This window comes from Hydrogenophaga sp. 2FB (assembly GCF_005503365.1).
In the GTDB taxonomy this organism is placed as follows: domain Bacteria; phylum Pseudomonadota; class Gammaproteobacteria; order Burkholderiales; family Burkholderiaceae_C; genus Hydrogenophaga.
On record NZ_SCML01000081.1, the window covers coordinates 1 to 19,448 of the forward strand.

A 19,448-nucleotide genomic window follows, 5' to 3' on the forward strand; every position below is an offset into this window, starting at 1 on the left:
CCCCCTGGACAACCCCGCACCCGGTTTTCGCCCGCTCGATGCGGGCTGGCAGCAATGGATTGCCGAGAACCTGCTGCGGCACTGCACGCCCGAGTCCATGCGGGTCACCATGACCGGGGCCGGATTGGACCCGGCCGAATGCGAGTCCGCGATCCGGGCGATGGAGGCCGACCCGGCTTTTCTCGCTGCGCGCAAGTTCCAGCAGTTGCAGGCCAAGCTGGAATCGGTGATGGCCAACCAGCAGAAGTTGCTGGAACTCAACCCGCGGTATGGCCAGGTGGAGAAGCGTGCCAACGTGCCCCTGGGCGAGTTCCTGGAGAAATACGTGGTGGGCAGCCGCCCTCTGGTGCTCACCGATGCGGCGCGCGACTGGCCTGCGATGGCGCGCTGGTCGCCGCAGGATTTGCGCGCGCGCTTCGGCCATCTGCAGGTCGAGGTGCAGGCCGAGCGCAGCGCCGATCCGAACTACGAGGTCAACAAGCTGGACCACCGGCACAGCGTGCGCCTGGCGGACTTCGTCGACCAGGTGCTGGCCGGTGGCGTGACGAACGACTACTACCTGACCGCCAACAACGAGATGCTCAGCCGGCCCGAGTTCGCGCCCATCCTGGCCGATATCGGTAGCCTGCCCGCGTTTTGCGATCCCGCCCAGCTGGCGCGCCGCGCGTCGTTCTGGTTCGGTCCCGCGGGCACGGTGACGCCACTGCACCACGACACGCTCATGCTTTGCCACACGCAGGTGGTGGGACGCAAGCGCTGGCGCTTCATCTCGCCCCTGCAGTCACCGCTGCTCTACAACCATTTCGACGTCTATAGCCCGATCGACCTGGACCGCCCGGACCTGGCGCGCTACCCGCTGTTCAGCCAGGCGACGGTGCTCGAGGTGATCGTCGAGCCCGGCGAGACCGTGTTCCTGCCGCTGGGCTGGTGGCACCAGGTGACGGCGCTGGACGTGAGCCTGTCGTTCTCGTTCTCCAACCTCGCGCTGCCCAACCACTACAGCTTTGCCAACCCGAACATCACCAACTGGTGACGTTCGGGTTGCTGCCGTTCAGGACAGCAACATGAAGCCGGAAGTGGGGTTGTGCAGCAGCGCGTCGAGTGACTCGATGGGCAAGGGCCTGGCGAACAGGTGGCCCTGGAACTGGTCGCAACCCTGGTAGGCCAGGAAGTCGCGCTGTTCCTGCGTCTCCACGCCTTCGGCCACCACCTGCAGGCCCAGGCTTTGCGCCAGCGCGATGATGGCGCGCGAGATGGCCGCGTCGTTCGGGTCCGTCAACACGTCGGCCACGAAACCCTTGTCGATCTTGAGCTGGTCCAGCGGCAGCCGCTTGAGCACCGAGAGCGACGAGTAGCCGACGCCGAAATCGTCGAGCGACAGCGTGACACCCAAGGCCTTGAGCATGCCCATCTTGTTGATCGTGATCTCCATGCGATCGGCCAACAGGCTCTCGGTGAGTTCCAGCTTGAGCTTGTGCGGGCGGATGCCGGTGTGCTTGATCGCGGCCATCACCATGTCGACGAAATCCGGGTGGCGGAACTGGCGCACGCTCACGTTGACCGCGATGCTCAGTCCCGCGGTCTGGGGATTCACCGCCCACGCACTCAACTGGTTGCAAGCCGTCTCCAGCACCCACTGCCCGAGCGGCAGAATCAGGCCGGTGTCTTCGGCGACGGGGATGAAGTCGGCCGGCGAAACCAGACCGCGCTCCGGGTGTTGCCAGCGCACCAACGCCTCCACACCGGTGATCACACCCACGCGGTCCACCTGGGGTTGGTAATACACCACGAACTGGTTGGCACTCAGCGCCACCCGCAGTTCGGAACTCACGGTGGCGTTGGCCGTCACCGTGGCCTGCATGCCCGGATCGAAGAAGCACAGGGTGTTGCGTCCCAATGACTTGGCCTGGTACATCGCCAGGTCGGCCTGTTTGAGCAATTCGCCCACGTCGCTTTGCTGACCATTGAACGAGGTCACGCCGATGCTGGGCGTGGCGAAGTGCTGATGGCCGCCGGTGAGCTGGAACGGCTCGCGCAGCATGTGCAGCACCTTCTCCGCCAGAGCGGTGGCCTTGAAAGCGGCGGCGTCGGGGTCGACGCTCAGGTCGTCGACCATCACCACGAATTCGTCACCGCCCAGGCGCGCCACCATGTCGGTCTTGCGCACGCTGCGCGTGAGGCGCTGGGCCACTTTCTGCAGCAGCTGGTCGCCCATGTGGTGGCCCAGCGAGTCGTTCAGGATCTTGAAGTTGTCCAGGTCGATGAACATCAGTGCGCCATACTGGCCCGAGCGCGCACAGGCCGCCAGCGCCTGCTGCAGACGGTCCAGCAGCAGTTGCCGGTTGGGCAGGTCGGTGAGGGCGTCGTAAAACGCCAGGTGGCGAATCATGTCTTCGGCGGTCTTGCGCTGCGTGATGTCGCGGCCCACCGCCACCCAGTGCGTGATGTCCTCGGCCGTGGCCTGTACCGATACCACCTCCAGCTCGACCCAGAACAAGGCGCCGTTCTTGCGCCGAACCATCAGCTCGGTGCGGGCCTGGCGGGTCTGCTGCAGGCTGCGCCCGAGCTCGCTGAGCTTGGTGATCGTTGGATCGAGTTCGAGCAACATGTTGGGCGTCTGCCCCAGCACCTCGGCACGGCTGTAGCCGGTGTGCTGTTCGAACGCATCGTTCACGAACACGATGCGCGGCTCCTGCTCGCTGCCGGAGCCGGTCTCGGCAATCGCCACGATGTCGTTGAGCCGGGAGACACTGGTCTCCAGCAACATCAACTGTTCCTGCGAACGGCGGCGCTCGGTCACATCGCGGAAATACACCGCCAGGCCTTCGGCGAAGGGATAGGCCCGCACCTCCAGCCATTTGCCCAGCGTCGGAAAGAAATCCTCGAGTTCGACGCGGCGGTTGGTGTTGAGCGACTTGGTCAGCTGTTCCTTGAGGCGTTGTGTCAGTGCCGGGCTGAAGTCCTGCCACACCTCCAGGCCCAGCAGGTCACCGGTGGTCTTCTGCAACAGGCGCTCGCTCTCCTGGTTGAGGTATGTGAAACAGCATTGCCGGTCCAGGGTAACGAATGCCTCGGTGATGCTGGCCAGCGTGGTGGTCAGGCGCATGGCCAGACGCAGGGTGTCCTGTTGTGCCTGCTTCTGCGCCGAGATGTCCTGGATCGCACCCTGGATGCGCGCGATTTCGCCATTGGCGCGCCGCACCGCGGTGCCCACGGTGCGCACCCATTTGGGAGGTCCGCCTTCGACCGTGATCTGGATCTCTTCGTCAAAACCTTCGCCATTCTGGGCGCAACGCTCCAGACGCTGGCGGATGCCGTTGCGCCACTCGGGCGTGGAGCGTTGCACCATGTCTTCGAGATTTCTGACCCGGTGGTGATCGCCCAGGCCCATGATGGAGGCGAACTCGTCCGAGTGGATCACCTCGCGGGTGGACAGTTGCAGCGACCAACTGCCCGCACCCGCGGTGTGTTCGGTCAGATTGAGGCGGCTCTCGCTCTCGCGCAGCACGCTGGCGTTGTACTGCTCGGCATGCTTGCAGCGGCGCGCGAGTGCCAGCACTTCCGAGGCGTGGTGCGCCAACAGCTGCAACGCGGGCGCGTCAGGCGCGGGCCGCTCGCGGGGCGACGTGTCGAGCAACAACAGGACCGTTTCGGCGGAGCCTCCGTTGGCCGGCAACGGCAGCCAATGGCCGTATCGGTAGGGGTGGGCATCGGTGTGTGTCTGCGGCAGCCAGGTCTCCATGGCCGGTTGGGCCAGGCAGTCTGCGCAGGCGTCCATGACCGCTGAAACCGCGCAGGGCATCAGCCCATGCAGGCCGAGTATCTCGGGCGGCGAGCGCGACGCGTCGATCAACAAGGCGGCTTCGGTGGACTGCATGCACGTCGCCAGCTCGGCCAGCCGGCCCAGCTCGTCTTGCTGCGTGGGGACTGTCCAGGCTTCTGTGCGATCGACGGCGGATTCGAGCATGTGGGTCGGCGGTGTGCGTTCAGAGCCCGGAGTTCCGAGTGTTGTCATGGGATTTGCTTGCGCAGGACCTACAGTGACGGGGGCGTGTGAATTTGTGCACGCCGAGCCCAACTCCAGGGGGTATTTGTAACAAAAATGTTAGGCTTTGTTTCTTATGTTCTAACATAGGCCTCCGTCGGCCCACAGCACTGCGCATTGCTGTCAGCGTATCGGCACCGTGAATCGAATTTTTGAGGGGTTTGATTGTGAGCACACTCGCAGAACTCAGGCAATACAGCGACGTTTCCAGTCTGAAATCCGCGCTGCACCAGTTGTGCAGCGAGTTCGGCCGCATCACGCGGCTGGACATTCTCACGGCCATGCATGAAGGCACCAAGCAAGCCATCTGTTTCCTGCGCATGGAACGGCCCGAGCAGGAGTTGCAGCTGATGAAGAGCCTGGGCGTGGGGCGCTTCGGCGGAGAGGTGGTGTTCGTGCTCAACCTCAATGTGCCGGTAACCGCAGAGGATGGCCCTTCGTCGCAGTGGGCCGACTCCGACATCTACTGAAACGTCAGCGAGAGCGGCGTCGCACCCCTGGGTGCCGCTGCCAGCTTCTCTCCGGTCTTTACATCAAGTCGCCAAAGCCCGTGGTGCGCACACCAGCACTGGGCAGCTGTGGGGCCGTCTGGTTGATGTTGATCCAGAACTCGCACACATGCTTCATGGCGCTGAGGAACTGCGAGAACTCGGTGGGCTTGGCAATGTAGGCGTTGGTGCCGGCATCGTAGGCGCGCAACAGGTCGCTGGGTTCGGTGGACGACGTCAGCACCACCACCGGAATGTTGCGCAAGGCATCCGAGCCTTTGATTTCCTTGAGCACGCCAATGCCGTCGAGCAGCGGCATCTTCAGGTCCAGCAGCACGAGCGTGGGGTTGTTGCCCGAGCGGTTGCTGAAGCCATTGCGGCGGTGCAGGTAGTCCAGTGCCTGCATGCCGTCGGACACGTGCGTCACCCGGCCGTCCAGCCCATGGCGCGCCAGCGCCAGCTTGGTCAGTTCCGCATCGTCCGGATTGTCTTCAACGAGAAGGATGGCGTCGGCAGTTTTGCTCATGGTTCCAGTGTGGCGGGCATGGAGTCGTTGTGGGACTCGAGGCCGTGAGCGCCTTCAAAAGGTAGCGAAAAATAAAACGCACTGCCTTCGCCGAGGCGACTTTCAGCCCAGATCGTGCCGCCGTGCCGCTCAATGATGCGCCGCGTGAGTGCCAGGCCAATGCCTGTTCCTTCAAACTCCGAGGCCCGGTGCAGACGCTGAAAGACGCCAAACAGTTTCTGGGCATATTTTGTGTCAAAACCCACACCATTGTCACGGACAAAGAAGGTGTAGCCCACCACCGGATCGACGCTCCATCCCACCTCAATGCGCGTTCTTTCACGCGGGCGGGTGTATTTGTAGGCGTTGCCCAACAGGTTGGCCCACACTTCGCGCAGCAGCAGCGCGTCGCCCTGGACCACGGGCAAATCGGGGGCGATCACCCAGTCCACGATCCGACCCTCGGTGTCGTGCCCGATCTGGTTGACGACCGCATCCACCAGCAGCGTGAAATCGACCGCGGTCAGGTTCACGGCAGAGCGGCCCAGGCGCGAGAACGCGAGCAGCCCGTCGATGAGTTGGCTCATGTGCCGCGCCGAATTGCCGATCGTGCTCAGGTACCGGGCACTCACCTCATCGCACTTGCCGCCGAGGTGCTCTTCCAGCAGGCTGACGAAGCTGGAGATGTGGCGCAAGGGGGAACGCAGATCGTGCGAGACCGAGTACGAGAACGACTCCAGGTCCTTGTTGGCGGCCAGCAGCTGCTCGGTGCGCTCCACCACGCGGTTCTCCAGCTCGTCGTTGATGTTGCGCATCAGATCGTCGAGCCGCTTCGCATCGGTCATGTCGCGGTTGATCTTGGCGAAGCCCTTGAGCTCCCCGCCATCGTCGCGCAGCGCGATCAGCACCGAATGGGACCAGTACTGCGACCCGTCCTTGCGGGTGTGCCAGTTGTGGAGCTCGTGCTGGCCGCGCGATGCGGCCAGACGCAGCATCTGGTTGGCGCTGACCTTGCCGTGCTCCGGGTTGGCCGGGTCGAACAGCACGCCGTAGTGGCGGCCCATCATCTGGGTGGGCGAGTAGCCGTCCATGCGCTGGGCGCTGTCGGTCCAGTCGGTGATGACGCCGTCGGCGTCCATGAAGAAGATGCAGTAGTCGCGCAGGTTGTCCACCATCAGGCGGAAACGTTGTTCGCTTTCCAGCAATTCCGCGGACCGTTCGCTGATGCGTTGTTCCAGCTCTTCGTTCAGGTGCACCACGCGTTCTTCGATCCGCTTGCGCTCGGTGATGTCGATGATCTGCACGAACAGGCCCTGCACCACGCCCTCGTCGTTGGTGTCGGGCAGGTAGTTCGCGCTCACGAAGATCTGATGACCGTCCACCGTTGGACGCCAGCTTTCGAAATGCTGGGGCTCGCCCGTCAGCGCGCTGCGCAGGCGGGACTCCATCTCGGGCCACGATGCGGGGTCCATGCAGTCGCCGGCATAGCGGCCAAGGACGTGTGCGGGGTCCAAGCCGAAGACGCGCAGGTGTTCGGCGTTGGCAAAGCGGAAATGCAGGCCCGCATCCAGGTAGGCGATCAGCCCGGGCACGTGGTCGGTAATGGTTTGCAGGAAGCGCTGGTTGTCGCGCAAGGCCGTCTCGGCCTCCTTGCGCCGGGTGATGTCGACCACCGTCGTGTTGCTGCGCAGGAAGCGCCCTTCGCTGTCGCGCACGGCGGAAGACGACAGCAGCGCATGGAAGGTGGTGCCGTCGCGGCGGCGCAGCCCGTACTCCGCCGCTTCGATGGCTGCGTCCTTCACCACGCGCTGCATCCGGCGGTCGAGCAGCTCGGCTTGGTTGGGGAGCATGAATTCGCGGAAGTTTTTCTTGCCGATGACTTCTTCGCGCGAATAGCCCAGCCACTCGAGTTCGGTGTCGTTGATGGACACAAAGGTGCCCGCGATGTCGAGCGAGTGGTAGCCGCAGGGCGCCTGGTTGTAGAGCGCCTGTGACTGGCGCAAGGCATCGTTGAGCTGCAGGTTCGCTTCCCGGACCTGGTCCTCGGAAGCCTTGCGTTCCGAGATGTCGATCATCTGGATGATGATGCCTTGTACCTGCCCGGCTTCCCAATACGGCGTGTACTCGATGCTGGCGTAGAAGCGGTGGCCGTCCGGGAAGGCCCGCTCGCCTTCGAAGCGCTGGATCTCGCCGGACAGCGCGGCGGCGAGTTGCGAGCGGGACAATTCAAAATCCTCCGCGCGCGCGATCTCGCTCAGGTGCCTGCCCACCAACTGGTCGGTGTCGCCTTGGGTCCAGCGGGCGTAGCTCGCGTTGGCGAAGCGGCAGATCAGATCGCGGTCGAAGAAGGCGAGCTGCACCGGCACGCTGTTGGTGATGGCCTGCAGGAAGTTGCGCTGTGCGGCCAGCGCGTTCTCGGCGCTTTTGCGATCGGTGATGTCCATCACCGTGTTGTTGGTGCGCAGGAACCGTCCCTGCGCGTCTTGCACCGCGGTGCCACTCACCAGGGCAATGAAGGTGCTGCCGTCGCGCCGCCGCAGCGTGAACTCCGCGGCTTCGAGCTTCTCTCCGCGCAGCATGCGGGCCAGGCGCTCGTTGGCCATGTCCAGCTGTTCGGGCAGCAGGACATCGCGGAAATGCAGACGGCCGACCACGTCTTCGCGCTCGTAGCCCAGCCATTCGAGTTCGGTGCGGTTCATCATCACGACCTTGCCCGTGGCATCGATCGAGTGGTAGCCGCACGGCGCCTGGTTGTAGAGCGCCTGCGCATCGCGCAGCGCCAGGGCCACGCGTTCCTTGGCCTCGGCGAGTTCGTCCGTGCGCTGGCGCACCCGCGCCTCCAGCTCGGCATTGATTTCTTCCTGTTGCCGATGCAGCGCCGTGATGTCGCGCGAGACCGCCAGGAGCATCAATGGCTGGCCCTGGGTATCGCAGATCGGCGTGACCATGGTGTCCCACCATTTCGGCGTGCCCTTGAAGGTCGTGCCAAAGGCCACGAAGCGCGCGCCCTTGCCCTGGCACGCTTTCTCGATGGCCTCGCGCGCGAGTGCCGCGCCGTCGTCGGGCCACCAGGTGGTCCAGTCGGTGTGGCGCACCGCTTCAAAATCGTCTACCTCGACCAGCCTGCAACCCTGGGCCGTCATCTGCACCACATGGCCTTGCAGATCGAGCACCTTCATGCAGTCGGGGCTGCTCCCGATGATCTGCCGGTTGAGCTCGTCCTTGATGCGCGCGTCGGCTTCGAGCGTGCGCATCTGCGTGATGTCCTGCATGAAACCGAGCTGGCCGGTGATGGCGCCATGGGCGTCGCGCAAGGCCGTGTTGCGCACCAGCACGTGAACGATGTCGTCGCCTGGGCGCACCAAGCGAAATTCGACGCTCAGGCTTTCACCGGTGGCAATGCCGCGCACCCAGTGCTGTTGCACCTGCTCGAGATCGTCCGGGTGCACACGGCTGAGCCAGCCGAAGTTGGGGAAGTGTTCGCGCTGCAGGTCGAAGATGCCTTGCAGTTTTTCATCGACGTGCGTCAGCACACCCGCGTGATCGGTGCGGAAGATGCCGATCGGGAACACGCTGGCCATGGCCGCGAAGAGGGCTTCGTACTCCAGCTGCGCCGTCTCGGGCGAGGCCGCGGTCTCCGGCGTCAGGGGAAGGGGAAGGTGCGCCTGCGAGGTGTGCGTGTCAGGGCTTTGCGTGGCGGCAGGTAGCTTGCCGCTGAGCTGCTGCGCATAGCTGCGGCGCAGGTGTTCGTTTTCCGCACGCAGCGTCTCCAGTTCCAGCAGCAGCGCGCGCTCGCGCTCTGCGGCCGCCTTCTCGGACCGGTGGGCGTCAGAACGCCGGTTGGGCGGCGGGAAAGTGGTGCTCATGCGTGCGCCACTTTACCCCAGGGGCTGCTGCGCAAGGCGTGATATTTGACAGCCAGATGGACAGTCAGAACCGAGGCAGATCGGGGTGCGAAATCTGCCCCGCGCGCACCAGCATCCGGCCGTATTCAGCACAACGTTGCAGGGTCGGGATGACCTTGCCCGGGTTGAGTAGCCCGTTGGTATCAAATGCGCGCTTCACGCCGAACATTTGTGTGTTCTCTTCGGCGGAGAACTGCACGCACATGCTGTTGAGCTTCTCCACGCCCACGCCATGTTCGCCCGTCACGGTGCCGCCCATGGCCACGCTGGATTCGAGAATGTCGGCGCCGAATTGTTCGCAGCGGCGCAGTTGGTCGGCGTCGTTGGCGTCGAACAGGATCAGCGGATGCAGATTGCCATCGCCGGCGTGGAACACGTTGGCGCAACGCAGGCCGTACTTCTTTTCCATCGCGGCAATGGCCAGCAGGATGTCGGCCAGGCGTTTGCGCGGGATGGTCGAGTCCATGCACATGTAGTCGGGGCTGATGCGCCCGCTCGCCGGAAAGGCGTTCTTGCGCCCGCTCCAGAAGCGCAGGCGTTCGGCCTCGTCGCGGCTGACGGCAATGGCGGTAGCGCCGCAGTCGCGCAGCACATCGCTCATGCGTTCGATCTCCTCGGCCACTTCCTCGGGCGTGCCGTCGCTCTCGCACAGCAGGATGGCTTCGGCATCGAGGTCGTAACCCGCGTGCACGAAGTCTTCGACCGCCGCGGTCATCGGCTTGTCCATCATCTCCAGGCCGGCCGGGATGATGCCGGCCGCGATGACCGAGGCCACCGCGTCGCCGGCTTTGCGCATGTCGTCGAAGCTGGCCATGATGCAGCGCGCCAGCTGCGGTTTGGGCACCAACTTCACCGTGACTTCGGTGGTCACGGCCAGCATGCCTTCGCTGCCGATCACCAGCGGCAGCAGGTCCAGGCCGGGCGCGTCGAGCGCGTCGCCGCCAAAGGTGACGGGATCGCCTTCGATGGTGAAGCCGCGCACGGACAACACGTTGTGCAGCGTCAGGCCGTACTTGAGGCAGTGCACACCGCCCGAGTTTTCGGCCACGTTGCCGCCGATGGTGCAGGCGATCTGGCTGCTCGGGTCGGGCGCGTAGTACAGGCCCAGCGGCGCGGCGGCTTCGGAGATCGCGAGGTTGCGCACACCGGCCTGCACGACCGCTGTGCGCGAACGCGCATCCACGCGCACGATGCGGTTGAACTTCGCGAGCGAGAGCGTGACACCCAGCGCATGCGGCATCGCGCCACCCGACAGGCCGGTGCCCGCGCCGCGCGCCACCACCGGCACGTTGAGACCATGGCAGGCCTTGAGCACGGCGGCGACCTGGTCTTCGGTCTCTGGCAGCGCCACCACCAGCGGGCGTTGCCGGTAGGCGGTGAGTCCGTCGCATTCGTAGGGCACGGTGTCTTCCGCTTGCCAGAGCAGCGCATGCGCGGGCACCACGGCCTGCAACGCGCGGACCACGGCGGCTTGCCGTTCGGCGCGCTGCAGCGGTGTGTGTTCGGCGGTGCTCGTGGGGGCGTTCATGTCGGGGTCGGTCCGCGAAAAATCAAGGGGTGTTCCAGTCTAGGCCAATAGCCTCGGCGCGGGTTGAAGAAACTTGCAGCGACCCTTGAAATCGGTGGCCGGCGACATCATGTTTTGTGCATCGCAGGGCGCGTGTTGCGCTCCTGGACCCAACCCCATCATCAGGAGTTTTTTCATGAACAGCCTTATTGCACGCCGCGGTTTTCTGGACGACTTTTTCAACGATGCGTCGCCCGCGTTCTATGTGAAGCCTTTGCACGGTGACGGTCTGCCGGCGCAGATCCGCGTCGACGTGAAGGAAACGCCCGAGGCCTACACGCTGCACGCCGAAGTGCCTGGTGTTTCCAAAGACGACATCCAGGTCAACGTCGATGGCAAGCTGGTGACGCTGCGCGCTGAAATCAAGCAGCAGGACAGCCAGACCGAAGGCGGAAAAGTGCTGCGCAGCGAACGCTACTACGGCGCGGTGTCGCGCAGCTTCCAGCTGCCGGTCGACGTGGACAACAGAGCCGCCAAGGCGAAATACGAGAACGGCGTGTTGCAGCTCACGCTGCCGAAGAAGACCGCCGGTGCCGCGCAGCGTTTGACGATCGAGTGACCGTGCGCCCGCGCCGGGTGCCGTGCGGTTACTCGGCGCGGATGGCGACGAGTTCGAGGGACTCGTCTACCAGGAACAACGTTCCGGAAACACCTCCGCGGCCTTTGGCGTCAAAGCGCACGACGCGCCCGAGCTCCGGTGAGTACCACGCGTTGGCCTCGTAAGTTCCCCAAATCGTCGGGTCGGTGCGGCCGCGCTGTGAGTGGCCTTTGAAATGCACGCGGATGACGACCAGTTCGCGTTCGCCCACCCGCAGGATGGACTCTTCGGCCGTGCGCGCGGTGAGATTCATCGCGATGCGCCAATCCGATGCTTGGGCCTCATAGCGCAGCGGCCAGGTTGAGCCACTCGAGGGCGTTTTCTGGATCCAGCCGCCCGGCGGCATGGCCAGATCGAACTCGCCACCGATGGGGGTGCCCCGGGTGATCACCTCGCCGCCTGCACGCTCCACGCGGGTGCCCTGGTTGAAGATGCGGGTGTCGCCCTCGACGCGGTCCAGCCGATAGACCACACGTTGTATGTTGCCGGTGAAGCGGTCCTTCAGTGCGTATTCGAAGACGCGGTCACCCGTGGCCTTGGCGGCCGGTGGCAGCGGTTGGCTGCGCTCGCTGCGTGCGGCCAGGGCCGCTTGCGCGCGCGCGGGCACCTCGGTGATCCAGGTGGCCGGCAGTGCGAAGTTCAGGTTCTGCGAATCGCGAAGACCGGAGGAGGTGATGCCGATCAGCCGCCCCTGGACGTCGAACAGACCACCACCGCTGGACCCTGGCGAGATCGGCACCGTGATCTGCAAGGCATCGAGGTCCGAGCGCCCGTCGCGCCGCAGGCCCGAGAGCAGGCCGTCGCTGATGGTGGTCTCCAGGCCGCGCGGCGCACCAATGGCGTAGACCCGCGCGCCCACGCGCAGGCTATCGAGTGGGGCGATTTGCACCGCAGGGGCGGTGAAGTTGCTCACGCGGAGCTGACACAGGTCGCGCTCGGGGTCGGGGTGCTCGAGCGTGGCACCGTAGGAGACGTTTTCGCGCCCCACGGACAGGGTCCTGGCTTGCTTGAGCACGTGGCAGTTGGTGATGAGCCGACCCGGGCCGATGACCACGGCGCTGCCCTGCAGCAACGCACGGCTATTGCTGTCCTGCGTGCGCACCACCCAGACGCTGGGCGAAACGCTCTCGAACAAGGCCTCGGGTGTGAGCGTGGTTTGCGCGCCTGCGAGGGCCGTGCTCAGCACCAGGCCGAGGGTGATCAGGGGTTTGTGCAGCATGGTGGACTCAGGGCTGGACCGGCAGCAGGCCGCGCAGATCGTCCATGGTCACGCGCGCGCCGGCCTGCGGTGGCGGCGCGCCAGGACCCGTGGTGGTCGGCGCGGGGGCGACGCTCAGGAGCGGCGTCAGGCCGGTGCTGATGCCGGGTGTGGGGTGGTCTTCCTTCTGGTCGCTGCGATCAAACACCAGCGCCTTGCCGAACACCAGTTGCACCCAGGTCGGGTAGGTGTAGGCCGTGCCCTGGTTGTGATCGATGATCGCGCCGATGCCGCCGCCGATGATGATGTTGCCGAACATGCCCGCGTTGGCCCGCGAGATGGCCCTGGCGCTGGCCGTCCGGTTCTCGGGGTGGCTGCAGACGATGTCCACGTCGGTGTTCGATCGGCGCACCAGGGTGGTCTCTCCCGATTTGACGGAGACACTCCCGCGGTCATTGCTCAACTTGCAGTCGGCCCCTGTGATCAGTTGGCCGGACTCCGTTTTGGTCTCGACCTTCATCGAATGGGTGGTGTCGTTCATCACGGACGCACAACCCGTTGCGGCGATGGCAACGGCGAGGATCACGGTTCGCTGAAACATCAAGCTCCCTCAAGTGACAGATGGAGCCCAAAATGTAACCGCCGTGTTACGTGATGCCCGCCGCTCGCGGATGGGTGTTTACCCCATGGCCTGCTGCAGCCAGCGCGCAAACGCCGCGCATTCCCACCGCTCCATGGTTCCGCTGCGCCAGCACAGGTAGTGCGCGTGCGGGCTGGGCACGCGGCGCGGGTACAGCGGCACCAGTGCGCCGCTGTCCAACCACGGCGCGGCCAGTTTGTAGCGCAGCAAGCCCACGCCCATGCCGGCGGCCGCGGCGTCGCACATCAGGCCGATGTCGTTGAACTGAGAGCCCTCGGTGGGCTCGGGCCAGTCCAGGTCGTGCGCGGCGAACCAGGTGCGCCAGGGCTCCAGCGGGCTGCGCAGCAGAGGCACGCCGTCCAGGTCCTGCGCGGTATCAAAAGGGCCATGCTCGCGCGCGAACGCGGGCGAGGTCATCGGCGAGACCTCGTCCTTGGCCAGGCACACGTGTTCCACGTCGGCATAGCGCCCGGTGCCGAAGCGCACCATGAGATCGGCATCCTCGGCCACCACGTCCAGCAGGGGAATGCTCACCTGCAGGGTGAGATCGATCTCGGGGTAGGCGTCGCTGAACTGCTTCAGGCGCGGCAGCAGGATCGAACGCGCGAAGGTGGGCGTGATCGCCAGCCGCAGCTTGCGCCGCCCGGGCGCGGCGCTCTGGCTCGGAAAGCGCTGCAGGATGCCCAGGCCTTCGCGCACATGCGCCAGGTATTCGCTGCCTTCGGTGGTGAGCGTGAAGTCGGCCCTGCCGAACAGCTTGGCGCCCAGAATCTGCTCCAGCTGCTTCACGCGATGGCTCACCGCGCTGGGCGTGACGTTGAGTTCATCCCCCGTTTGGGTGACGCTGCGCAGCCGTGCCAGCGCCTCGAAGGTCAGCAGGCACTGGATCGGGGGGATGCGAATGGTCACTTGAACACGACCGTCTTGTGTCCGTTGAGCAGGACGCGGTGTTCACCGTGCCACTTCACCGCGCGGGCGAGCACCTGGCTTTCGGTGTCGCGGCCGCGCGCAGTCAGGTCTTCCACCGCGTCGGTGTGGTCCACGCGCGCCACGTCCTGTTCGATGATGGGGCCTTCATCGAGGTCGGCCGTCACGTAGTGGGCGGTGGCGCCGATCAGCTTCACGCCGCGGTCGTGCGCCTGGTAGTAGGGTTTGGCGCCCTTGAAGCTGGGCAGGAAGCTGTGGTGGATGTTGATCGCCTTGCCCGAGAGTTCGCGGCACAGGTCGTTGCTCAGCACCTGCATGTAGCGCGCCAGCACCACCAGTTCGGCTTCTTCGCTGCGGATGATGTCCAGTTGTTTCGCCTCGGCCTGTGCCTTGGTCGCGGCCGTCACCGGGATGTGGTGGAAGGGCACGTTGTAGCTCGCCGCGAGTTGGTAGAAATCGCGGTGGTTGCTGATGATCGCGCGGATGTCCAGTGGCAGCAGGCCGCTCTTCCAGCGGAACAGCAGGTCGTTGAGGCAGTGACCCTCCTTGCTCACGAAGATCACGGCGCGCATCGGCTCGGCCAGCGGGTGCAGGCTCCATTGCATGCCGAACGGGTCGGCGAACACCCGCAGGTGCACGCGCAGATCGTCTTGCGTGAGTTGGCCGCAGGCGAACTGCACGCGCATGAAGAACAGGCCGGTGGCGTGGTCGTTGTACTGCGCGGCTTCTTCGATGTTGCCGCCGTGTTCGAGCAGGAAGCCGGAGACGGCGTGCACGATGCCGGGGCGGTCCGGGCAGGACAGGGTGAGAACGTAGGTGTGAATCATGGCGTGCGCATTGTCGCAGCAAGGGTGTGGTGGGCCTGGCCGTGGGGTCGGCAATGGAGCCCCTGACTGGAGATGGCGGTGCCAGAATCGGCGCTTCTTCTCTTCCATTCGCCGCAGGAGACGCCCGCATGGCCTACACCGATCTACGCATGGACAACCAGTGGTTGCCCTTCACGCCGAACCGCAGTTTCCAGAAGGACCCCCGGGTCTTCGTGGCGGCCGATGGCATGTACTTCACCACGCACGACGGGCGCCAGGTGATCGATGGCGTGTCCAGCCTGTGGTGCGTGGGCGCGGGCCACAACCGCAAGCCGATCAACGAAGCGATCAAGCAGCAGCTCGACACGCTGGACTACAGCACGGCCTTCGGTGTGAGCAACGACAAGGCCTTCCGCGCGGCCGAGATGATCGCGGCCATGGCGCCGGGCGATCTCGACAAGGTGCTGTTCTGCAACTCCGGCAGCGAGGCGGCCGACACCGCGATGAAGGTGGCGCTGGCCTACCACCGCGCTCGCGGCGAGGGCCACCGCAACGTCTTCATCGGCCGCGAACGGGGTTACCACGGCGTGGGTTTTGGCGGCATGAGCGTGGGCGGCATTCCGGCCAACCGCAAGGTGTACGGCGCGGCGTTGCTGCCGCGGGTGGACCACCTGCGCTTCATCCACGACCCGGTGAAGCATGCCTACGTGCACAACACCGAGCCGGTGTGGGACGAGGACCTGCTGCTCGAACTGGAGAACCGCATCCTGCCGCTCCACGATGCCAGCAACGTGGCCGCCGTGATCGTCGAACCGGTGGCCGGCAGCGCGGGATGGTACGTGCCGCCTCAGGGTTACCTCAAGCGCCTGCGCGAGATCTGCGACAAGCACGGCATCCTGCTGATCTTCGACGAGGTCATCACCGGCTTCGGCCGCCTGGGCGCGGCGTTCGCGTCCGACCACTATGGCGTGCAGCCCGATATGCTGACCTTCGCCAAGGCCGTCACCAATGGCGTGTTCCCGCTGGGCGGTGTGGTATGCACCGCCCGCATCTACGACGCCATGATGGGCGCGCACAGCAACGCGCCGGACCACGCCATCGAGTTCTTCCACGGCTACACCTACTCGGGCCACCCGGTGGCCTGTGCCGCGGCGATCGCCACGCTGGACCTGTTCCGCGAAGAGAACCTGTTCGCCCGCGCGGGCGAGATGGGCCAGGTGCTGGGCGATGCGATGCACAGCGCGCTCAAGGGCCTGCCGAACGTGATCGGCATCCGCAGTTATGGCCTGGCGGCCGCCGTCGAGCTGGCGCCGCTTGCGGGCCTGCCGGGCAAGCGCGCCTTCGACGTGTTCATGGACTGCTACCACCGCGGCGTGCTGGTGCGAAACGCGGGCGACAACCTGGTGTTCGCGCCGCCCTACATCGTGGAGAAGGCGCAGATCGAAACCATGGTGGGCACTTTGGCCGACGCGATCAAACGCGTGAGTTGATCGGCGCTCAGCGCTTCTGCATCTGCTGCTTCAGTTCCGCGCAATGGTCGCGCGGAGGCCGCGCGGGGGTGTGCCACACCGTGTCGGCGGGCGGCGCGCTGGTCCCCGTCGTTGCGCCGGCCTGCGCCACCACCACCTTGTGGGTCACGGTGGGCGGCAGGTGCAGCGGCACACCAAGGTCGGGCCGCACATGGCCGTTGCCGGCCACCAGCACCACGGTCTTGCCAGGGATGACGGCTTGCGCGGCGGTCTGGGCCAGGCTTTGGTCGCGCGCGAGCTGGATGCGCGTCATGGGCGCGATCTGGTTTTCGGGCAGCAGGTCGCAGTGGCTCTCGCGGATGCTGTCGCGCTGGCGTTGCAGCACGCCTTCGTTCACCACGCCGTCCAGATGCGCCTGGCCCATGGTGCCGCGCATCTGAGCGCGTGGCAGGTTGCCGCCGATCACGGGGGCGCCGCTGCGCACGGCGGCCATCACCACCGGGCCGTACACCGCCCAGGACCAGCCGTGCTGCTCGATCCAGCCCAGGGCATCGCGCACGAGCGCTTCGTCGGCGTCGCTCGGCAGGCCTTGCGTGCTGCGGCCTTGTTCCACCATTTCCATCACGAGCGCGCCGAGCTGGTCGCGCCGGGCCAGGGTCTGCACCACGTCGCGCTGCAGCGCCTGGTGTTCGGGCGCATCGTGCTGTTCACCGACCAGGAGCACCGACGTGGGCAGCACGCGCGCCAGCAGATCGGGCACGGTCTGTGGCGGGCGGTGCGCGCAGGCCGCCAGCAGAGAGACGCCCAATGCCAGCGCGAGAGCGGTTCGACAGGTCATTCGCGGATACTAAGCCCCTGCCGTGGCAGTTGCGCCGCGGGCCTGTCTTTCTACCCGTCGCCGAGTGTCATTCCTGTCCGAATCGCGGCCCGCATCGTGGTCGCGCGTTGTCTTCACCCTGTTGCTGGCCCTGGCCGCCGCGTGGCTGTGCGTCTGGTTGCGCACGCCCATTCCCTGGATGATCGGCCCGCTCCTGGCCACCGCACTGGTCTCCGCGGTGGGGGCGCGCACCGAGAGCTGGACGCCCTTGCGCAACGGCGGGCAATGCGTGATCGGCGCGGCACTGGGCTTGTATTTCACGCCCGCGGTGGGCGCGCTGGTCATCAGCCTGTGGTGGGGCATCGCGCTCGGCGTTGCCTGGGCGCTGCTGCTGGGGCTGGGTTGCGGCGCGTGGTTGCGCCGTGTGCACGCCGGGCACCTGGCCCACCTCACGCCCGCGCAGTTGCACAGCACCACCTATTTCGCGGGCGCCATCGGCGGCGCGTCGGAGATGACGCTGATCGCCGAACGCCGGGGCGCGCGCACCGACCTCGTGGCCGCCACGCACAGCCTGCGCGTGCTGCTGGTGACGGTCACCATTCCGTTTGCCTTGCAATGCTGGGGCGTGACCGGTCTGGACACGTTCACGCCGGGCTTGCGCGAGGTGAACGTGGCGGGGTTTGCGCTGCTGATGGGTCTGTGCACCTTGAGCGCGTGGGCGATGGAGCGGCTCGGGCGCGCCAACCCCTGGTTCATGGGCGCGTTGGTGGTCACGATGGTGGTCACCTTGTGCGGCGTGTCGCTTTCAGCGATTCCGCAGGCGGTGTCGAACGCGGCGCAGCTGGTGATCGGCGTGAGCCTGGGCGTGCGCTTCACACCGGCCTTCGTGCACACGGCGCCGCGCTGGCTGGGATCGGTCGCCCTGGCCACGTTCGCGATGATGGGGCTGTGCGCCGCTTTCGGGTGGGCGTTGGCGCGCCTGACCGGCCTGCACCCCGCCACGATGTTGCTGGGCACGTCGCCCGGTGGCATTGCCGAGATGGCCATCACCGCCAAGGTTCTGCAGCTCGGCGTGCCGGTGGTCACCGTGTTTCAGGTGTGCCGGCTGGTGGCGGTATTGGTGCTGGTCGAACCGGTGTACCGCTGGCGTTACGAGCGCCCATGAAAAAGCCCGGCGGTTGCCGGGCTGTCGGGTCGGCGCGGGGAGCGCCGGTCAATGCATGACGACGGGCATCTGCGCCAGTGTGGCGTAGCCTTCGAGCGTGTCTTCCACCTCTTCCTGCGAAGGCGTGCTTTGTTGCCAGGCGGTGATCTGCTGCTGGAACATTTCGGCCCAGGAGCCATCGAGGTACACCTCTTTGCCCGAGCGCTTGTCCACGATTTCAAAACCATGGCGGGGAATTTGTGGGCCGTCGGCTGCTACGGTCTCGCCTTCTGCCGGGGCGTTGGCGAGGATGTGGACCACAGCGAAGGCATCCGAGTCGTAAAGCATGTGCATGACTGAAATCCTTGTAGAGAAAAACCTGCGTTCCTGAACACGTTATATCGACAAATACGCGCTGGTTTGCAGTTTGGATTGAGCTTTACGTGGTGGCGTTCCTCCGGAGTTCAAGAAGCGTGTGTTTTTGGGCACAAACGGGATGGCGTCCTACGGCAATTGCATCAATTTCTGATCCGCGATGTCGCCATTGGACTGCGTGATGCGCAGACGTGCCGGCATATACCCGAGGCTCGGCGCGAGCCACATTTCCACCGTGCTGTCGAATTCCTTGCGCGGCTGGCGCACGAGGTGGCGCACGCGGAACTCGCCCGCGGGCACGCGGATCGTCGATTCTTCGCCGACCTCGAAGCGCCACACCGGCGCATCGCCCGTGCCGGCCACCTGCATCTCCACCGTCTGGCCGGTGGCGTAGGCCTGCGGCCGGGCTTGCAGCAGGCCAGCGAGTTGCATGAACAGGCTCAGGCGGTCCTGCGCGCCGGGTTGCAGAGGCACCTCGGGTGCGTTGTTGCTGAAGCGGATGTGCTTTTGCGCCGCATCGAAATGCGCCGCCTTTTCGCTGCGGCTCTTGTCGGCAAAGCGTTCGGGCATGAGGCCGTTGGGGCCGATGCGGCCGGTGCTGGTTTGCGAGCGGCTGCCCAGCAGCATCACGCGCATTTCCAGGCGCGCGTCGTAGCGCCCGTCGGCCACGGTCCAGTCCAGCGCGCCGTGGGCTTTGTAGTGGATGCCTTTGACGTTGCCTGTCACGTCGTATTGCAGGCGCATGCTCGCCGGGGGTTGGGCCGGGGGCAGTTTGACGGCGGCCGTGGCAGCGCGTGACCGGGATGCGGCGGCGGCCAGCAGCATGTCCTCGGGTGGCGCGGGTTCGGTGGTGTCGGTGGTTGCGACGTCGGTGGTGGGTGCGGGTTCTGCGGCTGGCGTCTCGGGAGGCAGCGCTGCGGGCGCGGCGATGGCGTCGGCCGGCGGGGTGTCGAGGGTCTCGGCC

16 protein-coding genes are annotated in these 19,448 nt (G+C 65.7%); 5 read left to right on the forward strand and 11 right to left on the reverse strand.

Annotated elements, in window-relative coordinates:
• A partial coding sequence (locus FFS09_RS28675; protein ID WP_137922314.1) for a cupin-like domain-containing protein occupies positions 1 to 1,033 on the forward strand: 1,033 nt, incomplete at its 5' end.
• A gap of 18 nt (positions 1,034 to 1,051) precedes the next feature.
• On the opposite strand, the gene FFS09_RS28680 is transcribed toward FFS09_RS28675, so the two are convergent.
• Complete coding sequence (locus FFS09_RS28680) at positions 1,052 to 3,967, reverse strand: sensor domain-containing protein (RefSeq protein ID WP_137922315.1); 2,916 nt, start codon at positions 3,965 to 3,967, stop codon at positions 1,052 to 1,054.
• Positions 3,968 to 4,212: 245 nt separating this feature from the next.
• On the opposite strand from FFS09_RS28680, the gene FFS09_RS28685 reads away from it, so the two are divergent.
• Positions 4,213 to 4,515, forward strand: a complete 303-nt coding sequence (locus FFS09_RS28685; RefSeq protein WP_137922316.1) for an RNA-binding protein — start codon at positions 4,213 to 4,215, stop codon at positions 4,513 to 4,515.
• Positions 4,516 to 4,573: 58 nt separating this feature from the next.
• On the opposite strand, the gene FFS09_RS28690 is transcribed toward FFS09_RS28685, so the two are convergent.
• The 3 genes from FFS09_RS28690 to FFS09_RS28700 all read right to left on the reverse strand — a co-directional run bounded on the left by FFS09_RS28690 (position 4,574) and on the right by FFS09_RS28700 (position 10,471).
• A complete protein-coding gene (locus FFS09_RS28690; RefSeq protein WP_137922317.1) occupies positions 4,574 to 5,059 on the reverse strand; it encodes a response regulator in 486 nt (161 codons plus the stop codon).
• Positions 5,056 to 8,904, reverse strand: coding sequence for a PAS domain-containing sensor histidine kinase (locus FFS09_RS28695; RefSeq protein WP_137922318.1), 3,849 nt, complete (start codon positions 8,902 to 8,904; stop codon positions 5,056 to 5,058). The genes FFS09_RS28690 and FFS09_RS28695 overlap by 4 nt, the downstream gene beginning before the upstream one ends.
• 64 nt (positions 8,905 to 8,968) lie before the next feature.
• On the reverse strand, positions 8,969 to 10,471 hold the full coding sequence (locus FFS09_RS28700; protein ID WP_137922319.1) for an FAD-linked oxidase C-terminal domain-containing protein: 1,503 nt from the start codon (positions 10,469 to 10,471) through the stop codon (positions 8,969 to 8,971).
• Between the two features lie 175 nt (positions 10,472 to 10,646).
• Here FFS09_RS28700 and FFS09_RS28705 point away from each other — a divergent pair, with 175 nt between their 5' ends.
• Positions 10,647 to 11,069 (forward strand): Hsp20/alpha crystallin family protein, encoded by a 423-nt coding sequence (locus FFS09_RS28705; protein WP_137922320.1) that lies wholly within the window; start codon positions 10,647 to 10,649, stop codon positions 11,067 to 11,069.
• A gap of 28 nt (positions 11,070 to 11,097) precedes the next feature.
• Here FFS09_RS28705 and FFS09_RS28710 read toward each other — a convergent pair whose 3' ends face one another.
• The 4 genes from FFS09_RS28710 to purU all read right to left on the reverse strand — a co-directional run bounded on the left by FFS09_RS28710 (position 11,098) and on the right by purU (position 14,700).
• Positions 11,098 to 12,327 carry a S1C family serine protease gene (locus FFS09_RS28710; protein ID WP_137922321.1) on the reverse strand — a complete coding sequence of 410 codons (1,230 nt, stop codon included), beginning with the start codon at positions 12,325 to 12,327 and terminating at the stop codon, positions 11,098 to 11,100.
• Positions 12,328 to 12,334: 7 nt separating this feature from the next.
• Positions 12,335 to 12,907 (reverse strand): hypothetical protein, encoded by a 573-nt coding sequence (locus FFS09_RS28715; protein WP_212745176.1) that lies wholly within the window; start codon positions 12,905 to 12,907, stop codon positions 12,335 to 12,337.
• A 78-nt stretch (positions 12,908 to 12,985) separates the two neighbouring features.
• Positions 12,986 to 13,855 carry a LysR substrate-binding domain-containing protein gene (locus FFS09_RS28720; protein ID WP_137922322.1) on the reverse strand — a complete coding sequence of 290 codons (870 nt, stop codon included), beginning with the start codon at positions 13,853 to 13,855 and terminating at the stop codon, positions 12,986 to 12,988.
• The gene (gene purU / locus FFS09_RS28725; protein WP_137922323.1) at positions 13,852 to 14,700 is read right to left on the reverse strand and encodes a formyltetrahydrofolate deformylase; all 849 of its coding nucleotides are present in this window, start codon (positions 14,698 to 14,700) and stop codon (positions 13,852 to 13,854) included. Before purU ends, FFS09_RS28720 begins: the two co-directional genes overlap by 4 nt.
• A 128-nt stretch (positions 14,701 to 14,828) precedes the next feature.
• Here purU and aptA point away from each other — a divergent pair, with 128 nt between their 5' ends.
• Entirely contained in the window at positions 14,829 to 16,169 is a 1,341-nt protein-coding gene (aptA, locus tag FFS09_RS28730) for an omega-aminotransferase AptA (protein ID WP_137922324.1), read from the forward strand.
• 7 nt (positions 16,170 to 16,176) lie between these two features.
• On the opposite strand, the gene FFS09_RS28735 is transcribed toward aptA, so the two are convergent.
• Positions 16,177 to 16,986, reverse strand: a complete 810-nt coding sequence (locus tag FFS09_RS28735; RefSeq protein ID WP_137922325.1) for a ChaN family lipoprotein — start codon at positions 16,984 to 16,986, stop codon at positions 16,177 to 16,179.
• A 73-nt stretch (positions 16,987 to 17,059) separates the two neighbouring features.
• On the opposite strand from FFS09_RS28735, the gene FFS09_RS28740 reads away from it, so the two are divergent.
• On the forward strand, positions 17,060 to 18,130 hold the full coding sequence (locus tag FFS09_RS28740) for an AbrB family transcriptional regulator (RefSeq protein ID WP_252374557.1): 1,071 nt from the start codon (positions 17,060 to 17,062) through the stop codon (positions 18,128 to 18,130).
• A gap of 48 nt (positions 18,131 to 18,178) precedes the next feature.
• On the opposite strand, the gene FFS09_RS28745 is transcribed toward FFS09_RS28740, so the two are convergent.
• Entirely contained in the window at positions 18,179 to 18,463 is a 285-nt protein-coding gene (locus FFS09_RS28745) for a BTH_I0359 family protein (RefSeq protein ID WP_137922326.1), read from the reverse strand.
• A 150-nt stretch (positions 18,464 to 18,613) separates the two neighbouring features.
• Positions 18,614 to 19,448 (reverse strand): DUF3108 domain-containing protein (locus FFS09_RS28750; RefSeq protein WP_137922327.1); only part of this gene is annotated, 835 nt, incomplete at its 5' end.